Below are 19247 nucleotides of genomic sequence, written 5' to 3' on the forward strand. Positions count from 1 at the left end.
AGGTGCTGGTCCGCACGGTGTTCGCGGCGCGCGACCGGATGCCACCGGCGACGCTGGTCGCGGTGCCACTCGTTCGTCGCGGCGACGAGATCCGGGACGCGCTGCTGCGGGCCCGGGTGGCGTCGGCCTACGGCGTGACCCACCTGCTCTCGACGGGCGAGATGCTCTCGGGCGGCGGCCCGCGGGTCCTGGTGCCACGCGAGCTGGCCTACGACAACCGCGACGGCCAGTGGCGCTGGCGCGACGACATCCCGCCGCGGAACCGGCGGCTGGCGCTGACGAACGACGAGATCGCCGACCTGCTCGATCGCGGCTTCCCGCTGCCGGAGTGGCACACCCCGCCGGCGGTGGCCAAGGAACTGGCCCGGGCCCGCCCGGCCCGCCGCCATCGTGGCTTGGTGGTCTTCTTGACCGGTCTGTCAGGGTCCGGCAAGTCGACGGTCGCGCGGGGCGTGGCTGATCACCTGCGCGAAACCGGCGACCGCACGGTGACCCTGCTCGACGGCGACGTCGTGCGGCGTGAGCTGTCGGCGGGTCTGGGCTTCAGCAAGGAAGACCGGGACCTGAACATCCGCCGCATCGGCTGGGTGGCGGCGGAGGTGGCCCGGCATCGGGGCATGGCGCTGTGCTGCCCGATCGCGCCGTACGCGTCGGCCCGCAAGACGGCCCGGGACATGGCGACGGCGGCGGGGGCGGGCTTCGTGCTGGTCCACGTCTCGACGCCGCTGGAGGTCTGCGAGCAACGGGACCGCAAGGGCTTGTACGCGAAGGCACGGGCAGGCCTGATCAAGGGCATGACGGGCATCGACGACCCGTACGAAACCCCGACGGACGCGGAACTGACGATCGACACCAGCGTGCTGAGCGTCGACGAGGCCGTAGACGCGGTCCTGCACCACCTGACTGAAACGGGCTGGGTCGAGCCGAAGCACTGAAGTTAACCGGCGGATTCAGGCGAATAGCTGTCGGCTGTATAGCTGTGGGACTTAAGTCATTGTAGTTTTAGCGTCGTTGACGCGCGTTCGGGGCTGGGCATTCTTTTCTGCAAGCTGGCAGAACGCGTGATGGCGTTATGCGCCTCGGCTTGCTGCTGGGTTGCCATTATCCATTCACTCACGCGCGGTCGCGCGCACGGGATCTGGTGTCGTTAGCGTGCCGCTGTCAATATCTAGGTATGACAATCCAGGATGGTCTTTAGCGGCCGTGCGTGAGTGCGGCACTTCGACATCGGGTGGCGATATGGGCGAAGGGTTCAATGGCCGAAAGGCGCTTACCCGGGGCAGGCGGGTGCTGTCCTGGGCGGCCGCCCTGCTGATCGGCGTGACGATCGCGCTGCTGATCGGGCTCGCCGCCGGCACCTTGATCGCGCCGACGGCGCCCAGCTCGACCTGGGCGACCCTGGCTGATGTCGGCGAGTCGTTCGGTCTGTTGAACGCGATCTTTTCCGGTCTCGCCCTGGCCGCCGTCGTTGTGACGTTCTGGATGCAGTTCACCGAACTACGGTCACAGCGGTCCGAGATCGCCATTCAGCGCGACGCGCTGCTCCGGACGCAGGTGGAGTTGCATCGCAGCGCCGAGGCCAACCTCCGCCAGGTGCACATGGATCTGGTGAAGATGTCGATGGATGATCCGCAGCTGGCGCTGGTCTGGCCGCAGGTGACCAACTCAGATGTCCGTCGTCGCCAATACATGTACGCCAACCTCATCCTGCAATACAACTGGCTGCGTGTGCACATCAGCGACGTCAGCGAGGTCGAACTCGAGAACGTGTTCAGGCATCTGTTCCTGAGTCCGATCATGCGTGAGTACTGGACCGAGACCGCCACCGTCCGCGGACGAGTCGTGGAAGTCGGTTCCTTCGAGCACAGGATGACGCAGGTCGGCGACAAGATCTGCGCAGAGTACGAGCATTTGCTCGAGATGCAACGCACGCGCCAGACCGAACCGACGACCTGGGACGACCTGGGACCCGTCGCGGACGCGGCCTAGTTGACGCTCTTTTGAAGGTCGCGCAGAGCTGCCAACATCACATCCCGCGGCAGCCGCACGATCCGCTCCTCGACACCGCGCGCAGCCTGGACCTCGCCCAGTTCGCCGTCGAGATCCGCGGTCACGTCAAGGCCGATGACGGCGAAACTTCCGTCCGTGAGCTCCAGCACATCGGGACAGGTCATGTCAGTGGCACAGCGCTGCGCCGGAGACGTGCCGTATCGACGAACTACTTTCCATTGTCCGTCCGATCTTGCCACCGACACCCACCCACGCTCCTGCCCATAGTGTCCCATTTCGGGTGAAATGATCGTTACACAGGCATGCCTGACCGCCCCGCACCCGCCTCGGGCGTGTCCCGACGAGCCGGCAAAACTTAGGGATCTTCGCGCACCACGCAGCGGGCCACAAGCCCCGAATCGTCCAATGTGGTCTGGTTGCCCCTCAGGGTGACCCGGGCGGTGTGTCGGCCGGAACAAATCGGGCACCGGCGTCGTTCTATGCGCAGAGAAACGCCGAGGCGGTTTGTCGTACGCCCGGCGTACTCTTGAACCCGCACGTCGCACCCCCCTGCCTGCCGGCTGGGGGGCCGTCCTGCGTGCCCGAGAGGATCATCCATGCTTCATGGTCTGTTGGCCGCGGCCCTGGGTGACGCCGGCCTGGCCCGTGCGCGCGACCTTGCCCGCGCCGGCTTCCCGGACGCTGACGGGCTCGATCTCACCGCGCCCGCAGCACTCCGGCCCTTCGTCGTGGCCGCCGTCGCCGCCGCCCAGGACGGTGCTGGCCGGCCCGTGCTCGCCGTCACCGCCACCAGCCGCGAGGCCGACGACCTCGCCGCGGCGCTCGGCAGTCTGCTGCCCAGCGACCAGATCGTCAGCTACCCCGCCTGGGAGACCCTGCCCCACGAGCGGCTGTCTCCCCGGTCCGACACCGTCGGCAAGAGGCTCGCCGTGCTGCGCAGGCTCGCCCACCCACAGGGCAACCCCGTCAAGGTCGTCGTCGCGCCGGTTCGCAGCATGCTCCAGCCGCAGCTCAAGCGGCTCGGCGATCTCGAGCCGGTCGAGCTGACGACCGGCGCCGAGGCCGAGCTCGACGAGATCGCGCACCGCCTCAACGACATGGCGTACGCCCGGGTCGACCTCGTCACCAAGCGTGGCGAGTTCGCCGTACGCGGCGGGATTCTCGATGTCTTTCCGCCCACCGACGAGCATCCGTCCCGGGTCGAGTTCTGGGGCGACCAGGTCGAGGAGATCCGCACCTTCGCCGTCGCCGACCAGCGGACCATCGACAAGGTCGAGACCATGTTCGCGCCGCCGTGTCGGGAGCTGCTGCTGACCGACGACGTCCGGAACAAGGCCCGGAAGCTCAGCGAGAAGCACCCCGAGCTGCTGGAGATCCTCGACAAGCTCGCCGAGGGCATCCCGGTCGAGGGCATGGAGTCGCTCGCACCCGCGCTGGTCGGCGCGGACCAGCTGGAGCTCCTCGTCCACTGCATGCCCCAGAACACCCACGTGCTGCTCTGCGACCCCGAGCGCATCCGGACCCGGGCGCACGACCTCGTGCGTACCAGCGAAGAGTTTCTCCAGGCCTCCTGGGCCGCGGCCGCCGTCGGTGGGCAGGCGCCGATCGACCTCGGTGCCGCCGCTTTCAAGACCCTTGCCGAGGTACGGCACGCCGCCGAGGAGCTCCGGCAGCCCTGGTGGTCCGTCTCGCCGTTCGGCCTCGTCGAAAGCGTGGTCGAGGCCGAGCCGCAGCCGTGGGAGGACCCGGTCGAGGCCGTCACCGTCACCCCCGACACGGGCGACGCGATCGCGCTGGCCGCCCAGCCGACCACGCTGTACCACGGCGAGACCGAAAAGGTGATCAAGGACGTCGAGCAGTGGCGCACCGAGGGCTGGGCCGTCGCGCTCGTCTTCGAGGGCCACGGGCCGGCGCAGCGGGCCGTCGAGGTCATGCGCGACGCCGGCCTCGGCGCCGTCCTGACGGACAGCATCGACGCGCCCCCACGGCCCGGCGACGTGCTGGTCACCTGCGGCGGGCTCAACCACGGCTTCGTCGACGAGGCGTCCAGGCTGGTCGTGCTGACCGGCAACGACGTGACCGGCGGGCGCGGCGCCACCACCCGCGACATGCGCAAGATGCCCAGCCGGCGGCGCAACACGATCGACCCGCTGGAGCTGCGCAACGGCGACTTCGTCGTGCACGAGCAGCACGGCATCGGCAAATACGTCGAGCTGGTGCAGCGCGTCGTCAACGGCGCGAGCCGCGAATACCTGGTCATCGAGTACGCCGCGAGCAAGCGGAACCAGCCCGGCGACCGCCTGTACGTGCCGACGGACCAGCTCGACCAGCTCTCCCGCTACGTCGGCGGCGAGACGCCCGCGCTGCACAAGATGGGCGGCTCCGACTGGCAGAAGGCCAAGGCCCGCGCCCGCAAGGCTGTCCGCGAGATCGCCGCGCAGCTGATCCAGTTGTACGCCGCCCGCAAGGCGTCCAAGGGCCACTCGTTCGGCCCCGACACGCCCTGGCAGCGCGAGCTGGAGGACGCGTTCCCCTGGACGGAGACGCCCGACCAGCTCAGCGCGATCGACGAGGTCAAGCACGACATGGAACAGGCGGTCCCGATGGACCGGCTGATCTGCGGCGACGTCGGCTACGGCAAGACCGAGATCGCGGTACGCGCGGCGTTCAAGGCGGTGCAGGACGGCAAGCAGGTCGCCGTGCTCGTCCCGACGACCCTGCTCGCCCAGCAGCACTTCAACACGTTCACCGACCGGATGAACCAGTTCCCCGTGCAGATCCGGCAGCTGTCCCGGTTCCAGACGCCGAAGGAGGCCGAGCAGACGCTCGACATGGCCGCCGCCGGCACCGCCGACATCGTGATCGGCACGCACCGGCTGCTGCAGTCGGCGACCCGGTTCAAGAACCTCGGCATGATCGTGGTCGACGAGGAGCAGCGGTTCGGCGTCGAGCACAAGGAGCACCTCAAGGCGCTGCGTACGTCCGTCGACGTGCTGACCATGTCGGCGACGCCGATCCCGCGGACGCTGGAGATGGCGATCACCGGCATCCGGGAGATGTCGACGATCGCGACCCCGCCGGAGGAGCGCCACCCGGTGCTGACCTTCGTCGGCGCGCACGACGACCGCCAGGTCGCCGCGGCCATCCACCGCGAGCTGCTCCGCGACGGCCAGGTCTTCTACCTGCACAACCGGGTCGAGTCGATCGACCGCGCCGCGCGCCGGCTGCGTGAGCTGGTGCCCGAGGCGCGGGTCGCGGTCGCGCACGGCCAGATGGGCGAGGACGCCCTGGAGAAGGTCATGGTCGGCTTCTGGGAGAAGGAGTACGACGTCCTCGTCTGCACCACGATCGTCGAGTCCGGCATCGACATCCCGAACGCCAACACGCTGATCGTGGAGCGGGCCGACCTGCTCGGCCTGGCCCAGCTGCACCAGATCCGCGGCCGGGTCGGTCGAGGCAGGGAGCGGGCGTACGCGTACTTCCTCTACCCGCCCGACAAGCCGCTGACCGAGCACGCCCACGAGCGGCTCGCCACCATCGCGCAGCACACCGAGCTGGGCGCGGGCATGTACGTGGCGATGAAGGACCTCGAGATCCGCGGCGCCGGCAACCTGCTCGGCGGCGAGCAGTCGGGCCACATCGAGGGCGTCGGTTTCGACCTCTACGTGCGGATGGTCGGCGAGGCGGTGTCGGCGTTCAAGGGCGAGAAGCCGGAGGAGGAGTTCGACTTCAAGATCGACCTCCCGATCGACGCCAACCTGCCGCACGACTACATCGCGGTCGAGCGGCTGCGCCTGGAGATGTACCGCAAGCTGGCCGAGGCCCGCACGGCCGAGAAGCTCGACGAGATCGTCGGCGAGCTGACCGACCGCTACGGTGAGCCGCCGGAGCCGGTGCAGAACCTCGTGGCGATCGCCCGGTTCCGGCTCGTGATGCGCTCGCACGGCATCACGGACGTCTCGGTGCAGGGCCGGCACCTGCGGTTCTCGCCGATGCCGCTGCCCGACTCGCGCCAGCTGCGGCTCAAGCGCTACCACCCGGACGCGGTCTACAAGTCGGCGATCGACCAGGTCAGCGTGCCGCGGCCCACGACGAGAAGGGTCGGCGGCGAGCCGCTGCGCGACCAGGCCCTGCTGCAGTGGTGCGAGCAGCTGGTCCGCGACGTGCTGGGGTGAGCACGGCCTGGAAGCCGGGGCGTGAGAGAGTGTCGACCATGCTTCGTGCCCGCCGCATCGCGTCGATCGTGGTCGTCGCCGCCCTCGGCCTGGGTGGCCTCGCGGCCTGCCGCTCCGAACCGTCCGTCGCCGCCTACGTGGGAGACCGGAGGGTGACCGAGGACCAGGTCACGCAGGTCTTCGACGGTGCGGGCGCCGGCGCGTCGGCGTCCCCGGCGGCCGAGGAGCAGCAGCAGCCGGGCACCGAGCCCACCCGGTCGCCCGGCCCGGCGGTCAGCCGCCAGCAGGTCGTCGACCTCGAGGTCAGCCTCGACCTGGGCCGCAAGGTCGCCGCCGAGCAGGGCGTGCAGCCGATGGCCGCGGTCACCGCCGAGCAGGTGGCGACCGAGCTCGGCGTCCCGGCGACGAGCGAGTACGCCAAGGACTACACCGAGTGGGTCAACCTCTCGCAGGCCATCTTCGCCAAGCTGGGCACCAACGTGCCGGCCGTCACCGACGAGCAGCTGCGCGGCGTGTACGACGCCCTGGTCAAGGTCGACGCGATCGAGGCCGGGTTCGACCTGGCGCAGATCAAGCAGGCCTTCGGCAACGGCGAGTTCGTGGCGGCGGCGTACCAGCTCACCGGCATGCTGGAGAAGGCGGCGACGACCAGCGACACCACGGTCAACCCGCGTTACCTGCCGCTTTCCGCCCCGATGGTGGTCTCCTCCCAGCAGGGCGCGGTGTTCTACGACCTGCCGTACCTCGAAGGCAGCGACACGGTCTCCGACCGCGCTTAGCTAAGGGCATGCCCCGCATCCTGCTACTGGTCACGTCGCCCCGGCTGCCCGCCGGTCTGCTGACCGCCGAAGCCTGGGACGCCGTGCGCGCCCGGCCCGTGCTGGCCGCCGCCGAGAGCGCGCTGACCGACGCGGTGCGCACCGCCGGCGGTGCCGTGACGATCGTCGAGCCGCGGGTCGACGCGCTGCTGGAGCACGCCCGGGACAGCGACATCGTCTGGCTGGCTGGGCCGACCGGTGACCCCGATCTCGCCCGCGAGCTGGGCGTACGCCTGGCCCGCCAGCCCGGTCTGGCCGAGCTCGAGGTGACCTACGGCTCCTGGGACCCGGCCGGCGCCCGGCTGCTCGACGCGGTCGCCGTGATGGACCGCCTCTACTCGCCGGGCGGCGACCCCTGGAAGCGGGCGCAGACCCACCAGTCGCTGGCCCAGTTCCTGCTGGAGGAGGCCTACGAGGCCTACGACGCGATCGAGGCCGAGGACCTCGCCGGGCTCCGCGAGGAGCTGGGCGACGTGCTGCTCCAGGTGGTCCTGCACGCCCGGCTCGCCGAGGACCTGCCCGAGGACCGCCGGTGGTCCGTGGACGACGTCGCCGCCGGCCTCGTGGAGAAGATGATCCGCCGGAACCCGCACGTGTTCGCGGGCACCGAGGTCGGCTCCGTCGACGAGATCATCGCCAACTGGGAGCAGATCAAGAAGGCCGAGAAGTCCCGCGACTCGGCGATGGACGGGGTCGCGCTGGCCCAACCGGCGCTGGCCCTGGCCGCCAAGTTCCTGCAGCGGGCCGAGCGGGCGGGTCTCGAGGTCTCCCTGCCGGCGGGCGACGACCTGGGCTCCCGGCTGCTACGGCTGGTCGCCGCGGCGCGGGCCGCCGGTGAGGACCCGGAGGCCGAGCTCCGTGCCGCCGCCCTGCGCTTCGCGGACGCGGCACGGGCGGCCGAACGCGGGCAGTAGGCGCCGCTGGTCCCGGCGATCAAGCCGGCGCCGCCAGGGTTGCCGGGCGGTCCTGGTCCGTTGCCGGGCCGACGGTGGGCGGAACGGTGTCGCTGCTCGCGCGCGACCCACCCGTGAGTCCGAAGGCCAAGCCGACCGCGACGGTGAGCACGCCGAGCGCCGGGCCCAGCCCGGGCAGCGCGGCCGCCATCACGGCCGCCGTGGCCAGGGTGGCGACCGGCATCAGCCCGACCAGGATGCCGGCCCGCTCGACCCCGAGGCGCTCCAGCCCGATGAACCAGACCACGAACGCGGCGACCGTCATCAGGCCGGCCAGGTAGACCAGCGCGGCGGTCTCGGTCGCCGTCGGCAGGCGCCAGGCCGCGGGCTCGCCGGCCACCAACGCGCCCACCACCAGCAGTGGCACCGCGAGCGCGCAGGAGTAGGCCGCGACGCGGACCGCACCGAGCCGGGGCAGCACGACGGCGGCCAGTAGTGAGAACAGGATCTCGCCGGCGAGCGCGCCGCCCGCGCCGAGCAACCCGAGCGGGGTGGCCTGTCCGGTGCCCTCGACCAGGGCCGTGCCGGCGACGACGATCGCCGCGGCCGCGACCAGCCGCACGCTCGGCCGGGCGCGACCGGACCGGGCGACCAGCGGGCCGAGCAGCGCCAACCCGAGCGGCGCCGCGCCGATCACGGTGCCGACCACCGCCGGCTCGGTGTCGTGGTGCAGGGCCAGCATGATGCACGCGTTGAAGCCGGCCATCCCGGTCGCCGCCACCACGAGCAGGATGCCCAGCTCGCGCGCGGTCGGGCGGACGCCGGGCCGGGCGCCGCCGAGCCGCGGGAAGCGGTGCGCGATCAGGAACAGCACCGCGGCCGCGGCGGCGTAGCGGAGCGCCTGCGCGGTCATCGTCGGATAGTCGAGCAGGAGCTGGCTCACCGACACCGAGCTGCCGACCAGCGTCATGCCCAGCACGCAGAACGCGACGGCGGTGCCCTTGGAGATGGTCATGAGACCGACGCTATGAGCAGAATGGTCCGGCAAACAGGTCCACTCGCGAGCTCGTTCAGGAGACCACATGGAGGCGTTGCTCGACCTCGACCGCACGAGCCCGGGCCTCGGCGAGCAGCTCGCCGCGGCGCTGCGGGCCGCGATCGCCGACGGTCGCCTGGCACCCGGGACGCGGCTGCCGTCCAGCCGGCAGCTCGCCACGGACCTGCGCGTCTCGCGCGGCGTCGTGGTCGGCGCGTACGAGCAGCTCATCGCCGAGGGCCGCCTGCTGTCCCAACGCGGCTCCGGCACGACTGTCAGCTCTGCACCCATATACGCATCACCCGGCGGGGGTGATGCGTATGTGGATGCAGAGCAAGGCCACGGCAGGGGCGATGCGTATCTGGATGCAGAGCAAAGCCACGGCGGAGCGTTCGGCGGCAACCTGCCCCCGGACCTGCGGCCGGGCCAGCCCGACCTGGCCGCCTTCCCGCGGGTGGCCTGGCGCCGTGCCTACGAACGGGCGCTGGCGGGCGCGACCCCACAGGACCTCGGCTACGCCGGCGTGACGGGCGCCCCCAAGCTCCGGCACACGCTCGCCGACTACCTCGGCCGGGTGCGCGCCGCCCGGCTCACCGCCGGCGACATCGTCGCCACCACCGGTGCCGCGCAGGCGTTCGCGCTGGTCGCCCAGCACCTCCGGCAGGCCGGCGCCACCCGGTTCGGCCTCGAGGAGCCCGGCAGCCCGAGCATCCGTACCCACATGCTGGCCCAGGGCCTGCGGCTCGTGCCCATCCCGGTCGACGGCGACGGTCTCGACGTCACCGCGCTGCGGGCCAGCGACGTGCAGGCCGTGATGGTCACGCCCGCACACCAGTACCCGACCGGCGTCGTGCTGGCGCCGCACCGGCGTGCCGCACTGATCGACTGGGCGCGGGAGACCGGCGGGCTGATCGTCGAGGACGACTACGACGCCGAGTTCCGCTACGACCGTGACCCCGTCGGTTGCCTGCAGGGCCTCGCGCCGGACGTGGTCGCGCATCTCGGCTCGGCCAGCAAGGCGCTCGCGCCGGCCCTGCGGCTCGGTTGGCTCTGCCCGCCGCCGGACCGGCGGGCCTCGGTCATCGCCGCCAAGGCGGCCGCGGACTACGGCGGGCCGACCCTGGAACAGCTCGCCTTCGCGGACCTCCTGGCCACCGGCGGCTACGACCGGCACCTGCGCCAGGCCCGACGGGCGCACCGGCGCCGCCGCGACGCGCTCGTGGCCGCGCTCGCCACGTACCTGCCGGGCGGCCGCGTGCACGGTGTCGCCGCCGGCCTGCACCTAGTGGTCGAACTGCCGCCGGGCACCGACGACGCCGCCCTCGCGGCGAAGGCACACGCCGCGGGCCTCGGACCCGTGCCGCTGTCCGCAACGCGGCTCCGGCCCGGCGGTCCTCCCGGTCTGGTCATCGGGTACGCCGGCCAGACGCCCGACCGCCTCCGGGCGAGCATCCAACGGCTGAGCGAGCTGATCTGATCGTCTAGGTTGGAGCCCATGCCCGACTTCGTGCCCCTGGCCGAGCGCATCGTGGACGCGCTGCTGGACAGCGATCCGCACCTCGCCGCGTCCGCCGGCGACCACCGCCTCGACGGCGAGCTGCCCGACCTGTCCGCGGACGCGGTCATGGCCCGGTTCGCGATGCTGCGGGACGCGAGCGGCGCGCTGGCCGAGGTCGACAGCGACGCGCTCGACTCGCAGGAGCAGGTCGACCACGCGATCCTGGCGGCCCGGGTCGAGCGCGGCATGTTCGAGCTGTCGGAGGTGCGCGAGCACGAGTGGAACCCGCTCACGCATAACCCCGGCGACCTGATCCACGAGCTGATCGCGCGCCCGTTCGCCCCGGTGGACGTACGCCTGGAAAGCCTGACGCAGCGCCTCGAAGCCGTGCCGGACGCGCTGGCCACCGCGCGCGCCACGCTGCGGGAGATGCCGCGGGTCCACGTCGAGACCGCGATCGGCCAGTTCGTCGGCACCGCCGCGCTGGTCCGCGACGAGGTCCCGGCGATGCTCGAGCAGGCACCCCCGATGCGATCGACCGTCGAGCCGGCCGCGGCCCGCGCCGTCGCCGCCCTCACCGACTTCGCCGACTGGCTGCGCGAGCAGCTGCCGGCCGCCGAGCGCGACCCGCGGCTCGGTCGCCGGCTCTGGGAGGCCCGCCTCTGGCACACCCTCGACACCGAGCTGACCGCCGACCAGGTGTTGCGGAAGGCGCGGGAGAACCTCGACCGGGTCGGCGAGGACCTGCGCCGCGCCGCGGCCGAGCTGACCGGCGGGCCGGCGACCGACGAGACCGTGCGCGAGGCGCTCGGCCGGCTGGGCGCCGAACATCCCGCCAACGACACGATCGTCGAGCTGGCGAAGCGGACGATGGTGGAGACGACGGACTTCGTACGCGAGCACGACCTGGTCACGCTCGTCGACGACCCGTGTGTGATCCAGGAGATGCCGGAGTTCGCGCGCGGCGTCGCGGTCGCCTACTGCGACTCCCCGGGGCAGCTGGAGACCGCGGAGCTGCCGACGTTCTACTGCATCTCGCCGACGCCGCCCGACTGGTCGCCGGAACGGGTGGAGTCGTTCTACCGCGAGTACAACAACCACATGATCCGCAACCTGACGGTGCACGAGGCGATGCCGGGCCACTACCTGCAGCTCGCACACTCGCGCCGGTTCCAGGGCAGCACGCGGGTCCGCAAGCTCGGCGTCTCCGGCCCGTTCGCCGAGGGCTGGGCGGTGTACGCCGAGGAGGTGATGGCCGGGCTGCGTTTCGGTGGCCTGCCGATCCGCCTCCAGCAGCTCAAGATGCAGCTGCGGATGACCATCAACGCGATCCTCGACCAGGCCGTCCACTGTGACGGGATGACGCAGGACGAGGCGATGGCGCTGATGACGGGACCCGGCTTCCAGGAGGAGGGCGAGGCGGCCGGCAAGTGGCGCCGCGCGCTGCTCACCTCGACGCAGCTGTCCACGTACTTCGTCGGCTACCAGGAGATCCTCGACACCGCGCTGCGCCGCCCGGCCGGCACGTCCACGCGGGCCTGGCACGACGCGATGATCGCGCACGGCTCGCCGCCGCCGCGCCACCTGCCCCTGCTGCTCGGTCTGGAGCCCCGTTCATGAACCTCGACGATTTGCCGACGGCCGAGTTCGGCTTCCCGGGCCCGCTGCGCGACAAGCTGGTGGCCGCGATCCTCGACGGCTCGAAGACGACCACGTCGGCCCTGGCCGCCGGCTACATCGACGAGCCGCTGCCGGCCGCCGGCAAAGTCTCCGCGGTCCTCGACTCCGCCGGCAACCGGGTCGCCGCCATCGAGCTGACCGAGGTGCGGGTGGTCCGGCTCGGCGACGTCGACCTCCGGCACGCGATCGACGAGGGCGAGGGGTTCACCTCCGTGGCCGAGTGGCGCGCCGACCACGAGGACTTCTGGCACAGCCCCGACGTGCGCGCGGAACTGGGTGATCCCGACTTCACAGTGGACGACGACACGGAGATCATCGCTAAGCGGTTCCGCCTGCTGCCTTAGCGGCCGCGTCGATCAGCCAGCGGGAGATCGAATATTTCGGCGGCAGCGCCTCGGGCAGCTCGCGCAGGGGCCACCAGCGGGCCTCGGCCAGCTCCTTGCCGTCGATCACGGGCTCGGCACCGGGCGCGGCCGTGGCCATGAAGCCCGTCAGGATCACGCCTGGGCCGGACATCGCCCACGGCTGGCTGCCGAAGTAGCGCAGCCCGTCGACGGTCAGCCCGACCTCCTCGGCCACCTCGCGGTGCACCGCCTCCTCCAGGGACTCGCCGGCCTCGACGAAGCCGGCCACCAGCGCCCACAGCTCGGTCGGCCCGTACGTGTGCTTGACCAGCAGGATCTCGTCGCCACGGCGGATCGCGGTCAGGATCGCGGGGGAGAGCTGCATCGGGACATACAAGTCACAACCCGGACACCTACGAGCATGCTCATTGGGTACGTCGGCCAGTTCAGTCGCGCAGGCCCCGCAGAACCGGTGGCTCCGCCGCCACGTCACGATCTGTAGTGCCCGGCCGGCCAACGCGGCCAGCGGCTCGTCGAGCGTCGCGGCCAGCGACGGCCAGGCCCGCCACCGGCCGAGTGAGTCGATCTTCTCGGGCAGTCCGGCCGCCCAGACGCGTACGCCGTCGAGCGCGCCGAGCGGCACCCAGGCGACGCCGGCAGGGAGATCGTCGAGGTCGGCGCGACGCGGGAACGGCGCCAACAGGCGGCGACCGGCGACGAGCACGCAGTGGTCATCGGGGCTGGGCGGCGCCACGCCCACCCCGTCGGGCACGAACCGGCTCACGGCCCCCACGGTAGCGCCCGTTAGGCTCCTAAGGGACTCAGCGTCGCAGCGGCGACGCTTACACGGGGACGCAGCGTCGCGGCCGCGAACCACGACATCAACACACGGCAGGGAGTCGGAACAGTGGCCACCATTGAGGGAATCGTCGCTCGGGAGATCCTGGACTCGCGCGGCAACCCCACCGTCGAGGTCGAGGTCGGGCTCGACGACGGCACGATCGCGCGGGCCGCGGTGCCGTCGGGTGCGTCGACGGGGGCGTTCGAGGCACTCGAACTGCGCGACGGCGACAAGCAGCGCTACAACGGCAAGGGCGTCGAGAAGGCCGTCGCCAACATCGAGGACCGGATCGTCGACCAGCTCATCGGGTTCGAGGCCAGCGAGCAGCGGCTGATCGACCAGAAGATGCTCGACATCGACGGCACCCCGGACAAGTCGCAGCTCGGCGCGAACGCCATCCTCGGCGTGTCGCTGGCCGTCGCCAAGGCCGCCGCCGGCGCCGCGGAGCTGAGCCTGTTCCGCTACCTGGGCGGGCCCAACGCGCACCTGCTGCCGGTGCCGATGATGAACATCCTCAACGGCGGCGCACACGCCGACTCCAACGTCGACGTGCAGGAGTTCATGATCGCGCCGATCGGCGCGCCGACCTTCCGCGAGGCCGTCCGCTCGGGCGCCGAGGTCTACCACGCGCTCAAGTCCGTCCTCAAGGCCAAGGGCCTGTCCACCGGCCTGGGCGACGAGGGCGGCTTCGCGCCGAACCTGCCGACCAACGCCGCCGCGCTGGACCTGATCGCCGAGGCGGTCGAGAAGGCCGGCTACCGGCTGGGCACCGACATCGTGCTCGCGCTCGACGTCGCGGCGACCGAGTTCTTCGCCGACGGCGTCTACACGTTCGAGGGCGAGAAGCGCAGCTCCGACGAGATGAGCGCCTACTACGAGAAGCTCGTCGCGGACTACCCGATCGTGTCGATCGAGGACCCGCTGGCCGAGGACGACTGGTCCGGCTGGGCCGGGTTCACCGGCCGCGTCGGTGACCGGGTGCAGATCGTCGGCGACGACCTGTTCGTCACCAACCCGCAGCGGATCGCCCGCGGCATCGCCGAGCGCGCCGCCAACGCGGTGCTGGTGAAGGTCAACCAGATCGGCTCGCTCACCGAGACGTTCGACGCGGTCGACCTGGCCCACCGGGCCGGCTTCTCGACGATGATGAGCCACCGCTCCGGCGAGACCGAGGACACCACGATCGCCGACCTGGCCGTCGCGGTCGGCTCCGGCCAGATCAAGACCGGCGCGCCGGCCCGGTCCGACCGGGTCGCCAAGTACAACCAGCTCCTCCGGATCGAAGAGGAACTCGCGGACGCGGCGCGCTACGCGGGTGCCGGCGCGTTCCCGAGGTACCGTTCGGCTAGCTGACCCCGCGTGCGTCCGGGGCCTCCGCGGAGGCCCCGGCGCGCCGGGACCTCGGGGGAGGGGGTGTCGGGTTGTGACGCAGCGCCGCATGCCGAGCGGTCAGGGGCCCTCCCGCCGCCCGAGCGGCAGTGCCGCCCGAGGTTCGTCGGTGCGTGGGACCGCACGGTCCACCCCGCGGGAGCCGACCGCCGTCGGCACCGCACGCACGGCGAACACACCACGCAAGGCCACCCGGCCGGCCGCCGCCCGCCGGACCAGCACCGGCGCCGCCGCGGGCACGGCCCGACGCACGGCGGCTCCACAGCCGCGCCGGCTCACCGGCCGGGCCACCGTGCTCGTCGCGGTGCTGATCGCGCTCGCACTGGCGTATACCTATCCGATCCGGGTTTATCTCAACCAGCAGTCCGACATCGCGGAGATGGAGTCGGCGCAGGCCGCTCAGCGCGAGAAGATCAAGCAGCTGCAGGACCAGGCCGCGCTCTGGAAAGACCCGAACTACATCAAGACCCAGGCGAGGAGCCGCTTCTTCATGGTCCTCCCCGGCGAAGAGCTGTTGATCCTGCTCTCCGACCCGGACGGCGCCGCCCGCGACGCGGGCCTGCCGCCGCCGGGCGCGACGCCACCGGAGCCCGATCCCTGGTACGACACGCTCTGGTCGAGCGTCGAGGCGGCGAATGCGGAGAGTGCCGGATGATCCCTCCACCCGTGCGCGAGGAGGCTTCCACGCGCGATCGGGCAGCCGTTGCGGCCCAGCTCGGGCGCCCGCCCAGGGCCATCCGCAACGTCGCGCACCGCTGCCCGTGCGGGCTGCCGGACGTCGTGGAGACGACACCGCGGCTCGCCGACGGCACCCCGTTCCCGACGCTGTTCTACCTGACCTGCCCCCGGGCGACGGCGGCGTGCAGCCGGCTCGAGTCGGCGGGGCTGATGAAGGAGATGGCCGCCCGGCTCGCCGAGGACCCGGCGCTGGCCGCGAGGTACCGGGCCGCGCACGAGGACTACCTGGCGCGCCGCGAGTCGGTCGCGCACGTCGAGGAGATCGAGGGCATCTCGGCGGGCGGCATGCCCGGCCGGGTGAAGTGCCTGCACGTGCTGGTCGCGCACGCCCTCGCGGTCGGCCCGGGCGTCAACCCGTTCGGCGACGAGGCGCTGGCCGAGATCGGCTCGTGGTGGGACGGCGGCCCCTGTGTGGAGGTCGCGGACTGATGTCCGAGATCGTCATCCGGCGGGCCCGCACCGGGGACGTCAGGGCCATCCGTCGGTTGATCGACAACTTCAGCGCCGGCGGCCGGCTGCTCAGCAAGGCCACGGTGACGCTGTACGAGGACGTGCTGGAGTTCTGGGTCGCGGTCGACGGCTCGACGGTCGTCGGCTGCGGCGCGCTGCACGTCATGTGGGAGGACCTGGCGGAGATCCGCACGGTCGCGGTCGACTCGGCACACCAGGGCCGCAAGATCGGCTACGAGCTGGTGACCGCCCTCCTGGCCGCCGCGCGCGAGGTCGGCGTCGGGCGCGTGTTCGTGCTCACGTTCGAGACGGAGTTCTTCGGGCGGTTCGGGTTCCGTCCCATCGATGGCGCCCCCGTGCCACCCGCGGTGTACGAGCAGCTCCTGCGCTCGTACGACGAAGGTGTTGCCGAGTTTCTCGACCTGGAACGCGTGAAACCCAACACCCTGGGCAACACGCGGATGCTGTTGCACCTCTCGTAGGGTCGACCTTGTGACCCGGGTAGCTGCCATCGACTGTGGGACCAACTCCATCCGCCTGCTGGTGGCCGACATCGGCCCCGACGGCCGCCTTGTCGACGTGACCCGCCGGATGGAGATCGTCCGGCTCGGCCAGGGCGTCGACCAGACGGGGCGGCTGGCCTCGGAGGCGATCGAACGGACCCGCACGGCGCTGGCGGACTACACGGCGCAGATCCGGGCGCTGGGCGCGTCCCGGGTGCGGATGTGCGCGACGTCGGCGTCCCGCGACGCGGCGAACGCCTCGGACTTCACGGACATGGTGCTGACGACGCTGGGCGTGGCGCCGGAGGTCGTGACGGGCGACGAGGAGGCGCGGCTGTCGTACACCGGCGCGGTCCGCGGCCTGGTGGCGCCGTCGCCGTACCTCATCGTCGACATCGGCGGCGGGTCGACGGAGTTCGTGACGGGCTCGTCGACCGCCGGCCCGGACGCGGCGATCTCGGTCGACATCGGCTGCGTCCGGATGACGGAGCGGCACCTGCACAGCACCCCACCGACGGCGTCCGAGGTGGCGGCGGCGGAGGCGGACATCGCGTCGGCGGTCGACCGAGCGCTGGCCGCGGTCCCGGGCCGCGACGCGGCGACGCTGGTGGGCTTGGCGGGTTCGGTGACGACGGTGGTGGGGATCGCTTTGGACCTGCCGGCGTACGACCCGGCGCGCATCCACCACGCCCGCGTCTCCTACGACGACGTGGCCAAGGTGACGGCGGACCTGCTGGCGCAGACGCCGGCGGAGCGACTGCAAAACCCGATCATGCACCCGGGGCGGGCCGACGTGATCGGCGCGGGCGCCCTGGTTTTGCGCGTCGTCATGGAACGCGCCGGCATGGCGTCGGTGGTCGCCTCAGAACACGACATCCTGGACGGGATCGCCTACAGCTTGGTCTGACCATGCCGCGGGTCCGGGCCGCATGATCGCGGTGTGTGGCGTCGTGGTCGGGCCCGTAGGGCGGCGTTGTTGTCGGCGTGCCGCGTCGGCGATCCGGTCCGGATTCGTGTGGTTGCGGTGAGTGGCGTCGCGGTCAGACCGTAGGCGGCGTTGACGCCGACCAATGCGGCGGCCGATCGGGTCCTCGCCGTGGTCAGGCTCGCAGGCCCGCGCTGACGATTTCGACCATGCGGCGGCGGGCGATCGGGTCCGTGGCTGGTTGCTCGCGGGCTATGCAGCCGACGATCAGGGCCTTGACGTCCGCGTTGGTAACGTCCGGGCGGACCGCGCCCGCTGACTGGGCGCGGGTGAGCAGGCCCGCCTCCACGCCGGCCAGGTCGTGGCCGCCGCTCTCGGCCGCCGCCTCGATGTCGAAGCCCGCGCCGGCCAGGGCCTGGGCCAGGCCGCGGTTCTCGGCCGCCTGGTCGACCATGTAGCTCAGGAAGGCGAAGAACGCCTCACCCGGCGGGCGCGTTGCCGCCAGTTCGCCGGCCTTGGCGACGATCTCCTCCACCCGGGTCGACACGATCGCCGCGTAGAGCGACTCCTTCGTCGGGAAGTGGCGGCTCACCGTGCCCGTCCCGACGCCGGCGCGGCGGGCGATCTCGGCCACCGGGACTGACAGGCCGTCCGTGGCGAAGGCCGTCATCGCCGCGTCGAGGACCTTGCGCTGGTTTCGCACACCGTCGGCACGCACGCGGGTCCGCTCCCTTCCTAAACGGGATAGCCATCCCGTATATTCGTCGTCATAGACGGGATGTCCATCCCGATTGTAGGGAGAGAGCCATGAGTTGGACGATCCACGACATCGGCGATCTTCACGGCCGGGTCGCCCTGGTCACAGGGGCGAACACCGGCATCGGCCGAGCGACCGCCGAGGCACTCGCCGCCCACGGCACGACCGTGGTCCTCGCCTGCCGCGACCTCGCCAAGGCCGAACGCACGGCCGCGGCCATCCGGATGTCGGGCGCGGCAAGGCAGCACCGAGACAAAACCAAGCCGGACCCGGTCTGGCGCGGCCGCGATGCCCGGACAACCCTCAACGAACGCGAGGACCTGGCCTCGGCGACCCGGCGCGGCCGCGATGCCCGGGCATCCCTCAGCCACGGCCAGTACCTGGCCACGACTACCCGGCGCGGCCGCGACGCCCGGACACGCCTAAACGAAGGCGAGGCCACGACCATGGGCGAGGTCGTGCCGCTGCATATCGACCTCGCGTCGCTCAGGTCTGTCCGGGCCGCGGCTGAGCGATTTCGGGACCGGTTCGATCGGCTCGATCTGTTGATCAACAACGCTGGTGTGATGGTTCCGCCCTACACGATCACCGAGGATGGGTTCGAGCTGCAGATCGGCGTAAACCACCTCGGGCACTTCGCGCTCACCGGGCTCCTGCTCGACCGCCTGATCGAGACCGAAGGGTCCCGCGTCGTCACCGTCAGCAGCGTCGGGCATCGGCGGGGGGTGATCGACTTCGCCGACCTGCACTCGCGGAGGCGGTACGAGCCGCTCACCGCGTACAACCAGTCGAAGTTGGCGAACCTGCTCTTCGCCTTCGCCCTCGACCGTCGGCTCCGAGGAACCACGACAAGGTCGCTGGCCGCACACCCTGGCGCCGCTCGTACGGAGCTCATGCGGCACAGCCCCTGGCATTTCCGGTTCGTCGTCAGCCGGCGTACGCGGTGGCTGTTCTCCTGGCTCATCCAGGACGAGGACCGAGCCGCCCTGCCGACCCTGCGGGCCGCCACGGACCCGGGCGCGACCGACTACTTCGGTCCGAGCGGCTGGCGCGAGTTCACCGGGACCCGGGCCGTGCCGGCACGACCGCACCCGAAGAGCCGCGACCTGGAGGTCCAAGAGCGGCTCTGGGCGGAGTCCGAGCGCCTGACCGGCGTCACCTTCGACGCGAAAAGGGGCGCCCCCCGATAG

At 71.5% G+C, this 19247-nt stretch carries 18 protein-coding genes; 14 read left to right on the forward strand and 4 right to left on the reverse strand.

Annotation, left to right across the window (positions count from 1 at the left end):
* Together cysC and AB0H87_RS06670 are read left to right on the forward strand one after the other, a co-directional pair.
* The coding region (gene cysC / locus AB0H87_RS06665; protein ID WP_360140745.1) for an adenylyl-sulfate kinase at positions 1-935 on the forward strand (935 nt) is incomplete at its 5' end.
* A 304-nt stretch (positions 936-1239) separates the two neighbouring features.
* Positions 1240-1989: a DUF6082 family protein gene (locus AB0H87_RS06670; protein ID WP_360140748.1), complete on the forward strand. Its 750-nt coding sequence runs from the start codon at positions 1240-1242 to the stop codon at positions 1987-1989.
* Here AB0H87_RS06670 and AB0H87_RS06675 read toward each other — a convergent pair.
* Complete coding sequence (locus tag AB0H87_RS06675) at positions 1986-2159, reverse strand: hypothetical protein (protein WP_360140751.1); 174 nt, start codon at positions 2157-2159, stop codon at positions 1986-1988. The two genes, AB0H87_RS06670 and AB0H87_RS06675, sit on opposite strands and share 4 nt — an antisense overlap.
* Before the next feature lie 447 nt (positions 2160-2606).
* Between AB0H87_RS06675 and mfd the strand changes: the two genes are divergently transcribed.
* From mfd to AB0H87_RS06690, 3 genes are read left to right on the forward strand one after another with little or no spacing between them, the layout of a single operon-like run.
* On the forward strand, positions 2607-6185 hold the full coding sequence (mfd, locus tag AB0H87_RS06680) for a transcription-repair coupling factor (protein WP_360140754.1): 3579 nt from the start codon (positions 2607-2609) through the stop codon (positions 6183-6185).
* 38 nt (positions 6186-6223) lie between these two features.
* Positions 6224-6964 (forward strand): hypothetical protein, encoded by a 741-nt coding sequence (locus AB0H87_RS06685; protein ID WP_360140757.1) that lies wholly within the window; start codon positions 6224-6226, stop codon positions 6962-6964.
* A gap of 8 nt (positions 6965-6972) precedes the next feature.
* On the forward strand, positions 6973-7917 hold the full coding sequence (locus tag AB0H87_RS06690; protein ID WP_360140760.1) for a MazG family protein: 945 nt from the start codon (positions 6973-6975) through the stop codon (positions 7915-7917).
* A gap of 19 nt (positions 7918-7936) precedes the next feature.
* Here AB0H87_RS06690 and AB0H87_RS06695 read toward each other — a convergent pair whose 3' ends face one another.
* Complete coding sequence (locus tag AB0H87_RS06695) at positions 7937-8911, reverse strand: DMT family transporter (protein WP_360140763.1); 975 nt, start codon at positions 8909-8911, stop codon at positions 7937-7939.
* A 67-nt stretch (positions 8912-8978) separates the two neighbouring features.
* Between AB0H87_RS06695 and AB0H87_RS06700 the strand changes: the two genes are divergently transcribed.
* From AB0H87_RS06700 to AB0H87_RS06710, 3 genes are read left to right on the forward strand one after another with little or no spacing between them, the layout of a single operon-like run.
* Positions 8979-10409: a PLP-dependent aminotransferase family protein gene (locus tag AB0H87_RS06700; RefSeq protein WP_360140766.1), complete on the forward strand. Its 1431-nt coding sequence runs from the start codon at positions 8979-8981 to the stop codon at positions 10407-10409.
* An 18-nt stretch (positions 10410-10427) separates the two neighbouring features.
* The gene (locus AB0H87_RS06705) at positions 10428-12050 is read left to right on the forward strand and encodes a DUF885 domain-containing protein (RefSeq protein WP_360140769.1); all 1623 of its coding nucleotides are present in this window, start codon (positions 10428-10430) and stop codon (positions 12048-12050) included.
* Complete coding sequence (locus tag AB0H87_RS06710; RefSeq protein ID WP_360140772.1) at positions 12047-12454, forward strand: ASCH domain-containing protein; 408 nt, start codon at positions 12047-12049, stop codon at positions 12452-12454. The genes AB0H87_RS06705 and AB0H87_RS06710 overlap by 4 nt, the downstream gene beginning before the upstream one ends.
* Here AB0H87_RS06710 and nudC read toward each other — a convergent pair.
* The gene (nudC, locus tag AB0H87_RS06715; RefSeq protein ID WP_360140775.1) at positions 12429-13238 is read right to left on the reverse strand and encodes an NAD(+) diphosphatase; all 810 of its coding nucleotides are present in this window, start codon (positions 13236-13238) and stop codon (positions 12429-12431) included. The two genes, AB0H87_RS06710 and nudC, sit on opposite strands and share 26 nt — an antisense overlap.
* A 123-nt stretch (positions 13239-13361) precedes the next feature.
* On the opposite strand from nudC, the gene eno reads away from it, so the two are divergent.
* From eno to AB0H87_RS06740, 5 genes are all read left to right on the forward strand, one after another.
* The gene (gene eno, locus AB0H87_RS06720) at positions 13362-14648 is read left to right on the forward strand and encodes a phosphopyruvate hydratase (RefSeq protein WP_360140778.1); all 1287 of its coding nucleotides are present in this window, start codon (positions 13362-13364) and stop codon (positions 14646-14648) included.
* Between the two features lie 70 nt (positions 14649-14718).
* Entirely contained in the window at positions 14719-15339 is a 621-nt protein-coding gene (locus AB0H87_RS06725; RefSeq protein ID WP_360140781.1) for a septum formation initiator family protein, read from the forward strand.
* Entirely contained in the window at positions 15336-15851 is a 516-nt protein-coding gene (locus tag AB0H87_RS06730) for a DUF501 domain-containing protein (protein WP_360140784.1), read from the forward strand. The genes AB0H87_RS06725 and AB0H87_RS06730 overlap by 4 nt, the downstream gene beginning before the upstream one ends.
* Positions 15851-16354 carry an amino-acid N-acetyltransferase gene (locus AB0H87_RS06735; protein ID WP_360140787.1) on the forward strand — a complete coding sequence of 168 codons (504 nt, stop codon included), beginning with the start codon at positions 15851-15853 and terminating at the stop codon, positions 16352-16354. The genes AB0H87_RS06730 and AB0H87_RS06735 overlap by 1 nt, the downstream gene beginning before the upstream one ends.
* Before the next feature lie 10 nt (positions 16355-16364).
* Positions 16365-17282: a Ppx/GppA phosphatase family protein gene (locus tag AB0H87_RS06740; protein WP_360140790.1), complete on the forward strand. Its 918-nt coding sequence runs from the start codon at positions 16365-16367 to the stop codon at positions 17280-17282.
* Between the two features lie 193 nt (positions 17283-17475).
* Here AB0H87_RS06740 and AB0H87_RS06745 read toward each other — a convergent pair whose 3' ends face one another.
* Positions 17476-18018 carry a helix-turn-helix domain-containing protein gene (locus AB0H87_RS06745; RefSeq protein WP_360140793.1) on the reverse strand — a complete coding sequence of 181 codons (543 nt, stop codon included), beginning with the start codon at positions 18016-18018 and terminating at the stop codon, positions 17476-17478.
* A gap of 89 nt (positions 18019-18107) precedes the next feature.
* Here AB0H87_RS06745 and AB0H87_RS06750 point away from each other — a divergent pair, with 89 nt between their 5' ends.
* Positions 18108-19247, forward strand: coding sequence for an oxidoreductase (locus tag AB0H87_RS06750; protein WP_360140796.1), 1140 nt, complete (start codon positions 18108-18110; stop codon positions 19245-19247).

Origin of the sequence: Asanoa sp. NPDC050611 (genome assembly GCF_040654855.1) — a bacterium.
Lineage (GTDB): Bacteria > Actinomycetota > Actinomycetes > Mycobacteriales > Micromonosporaceae > Asanoa.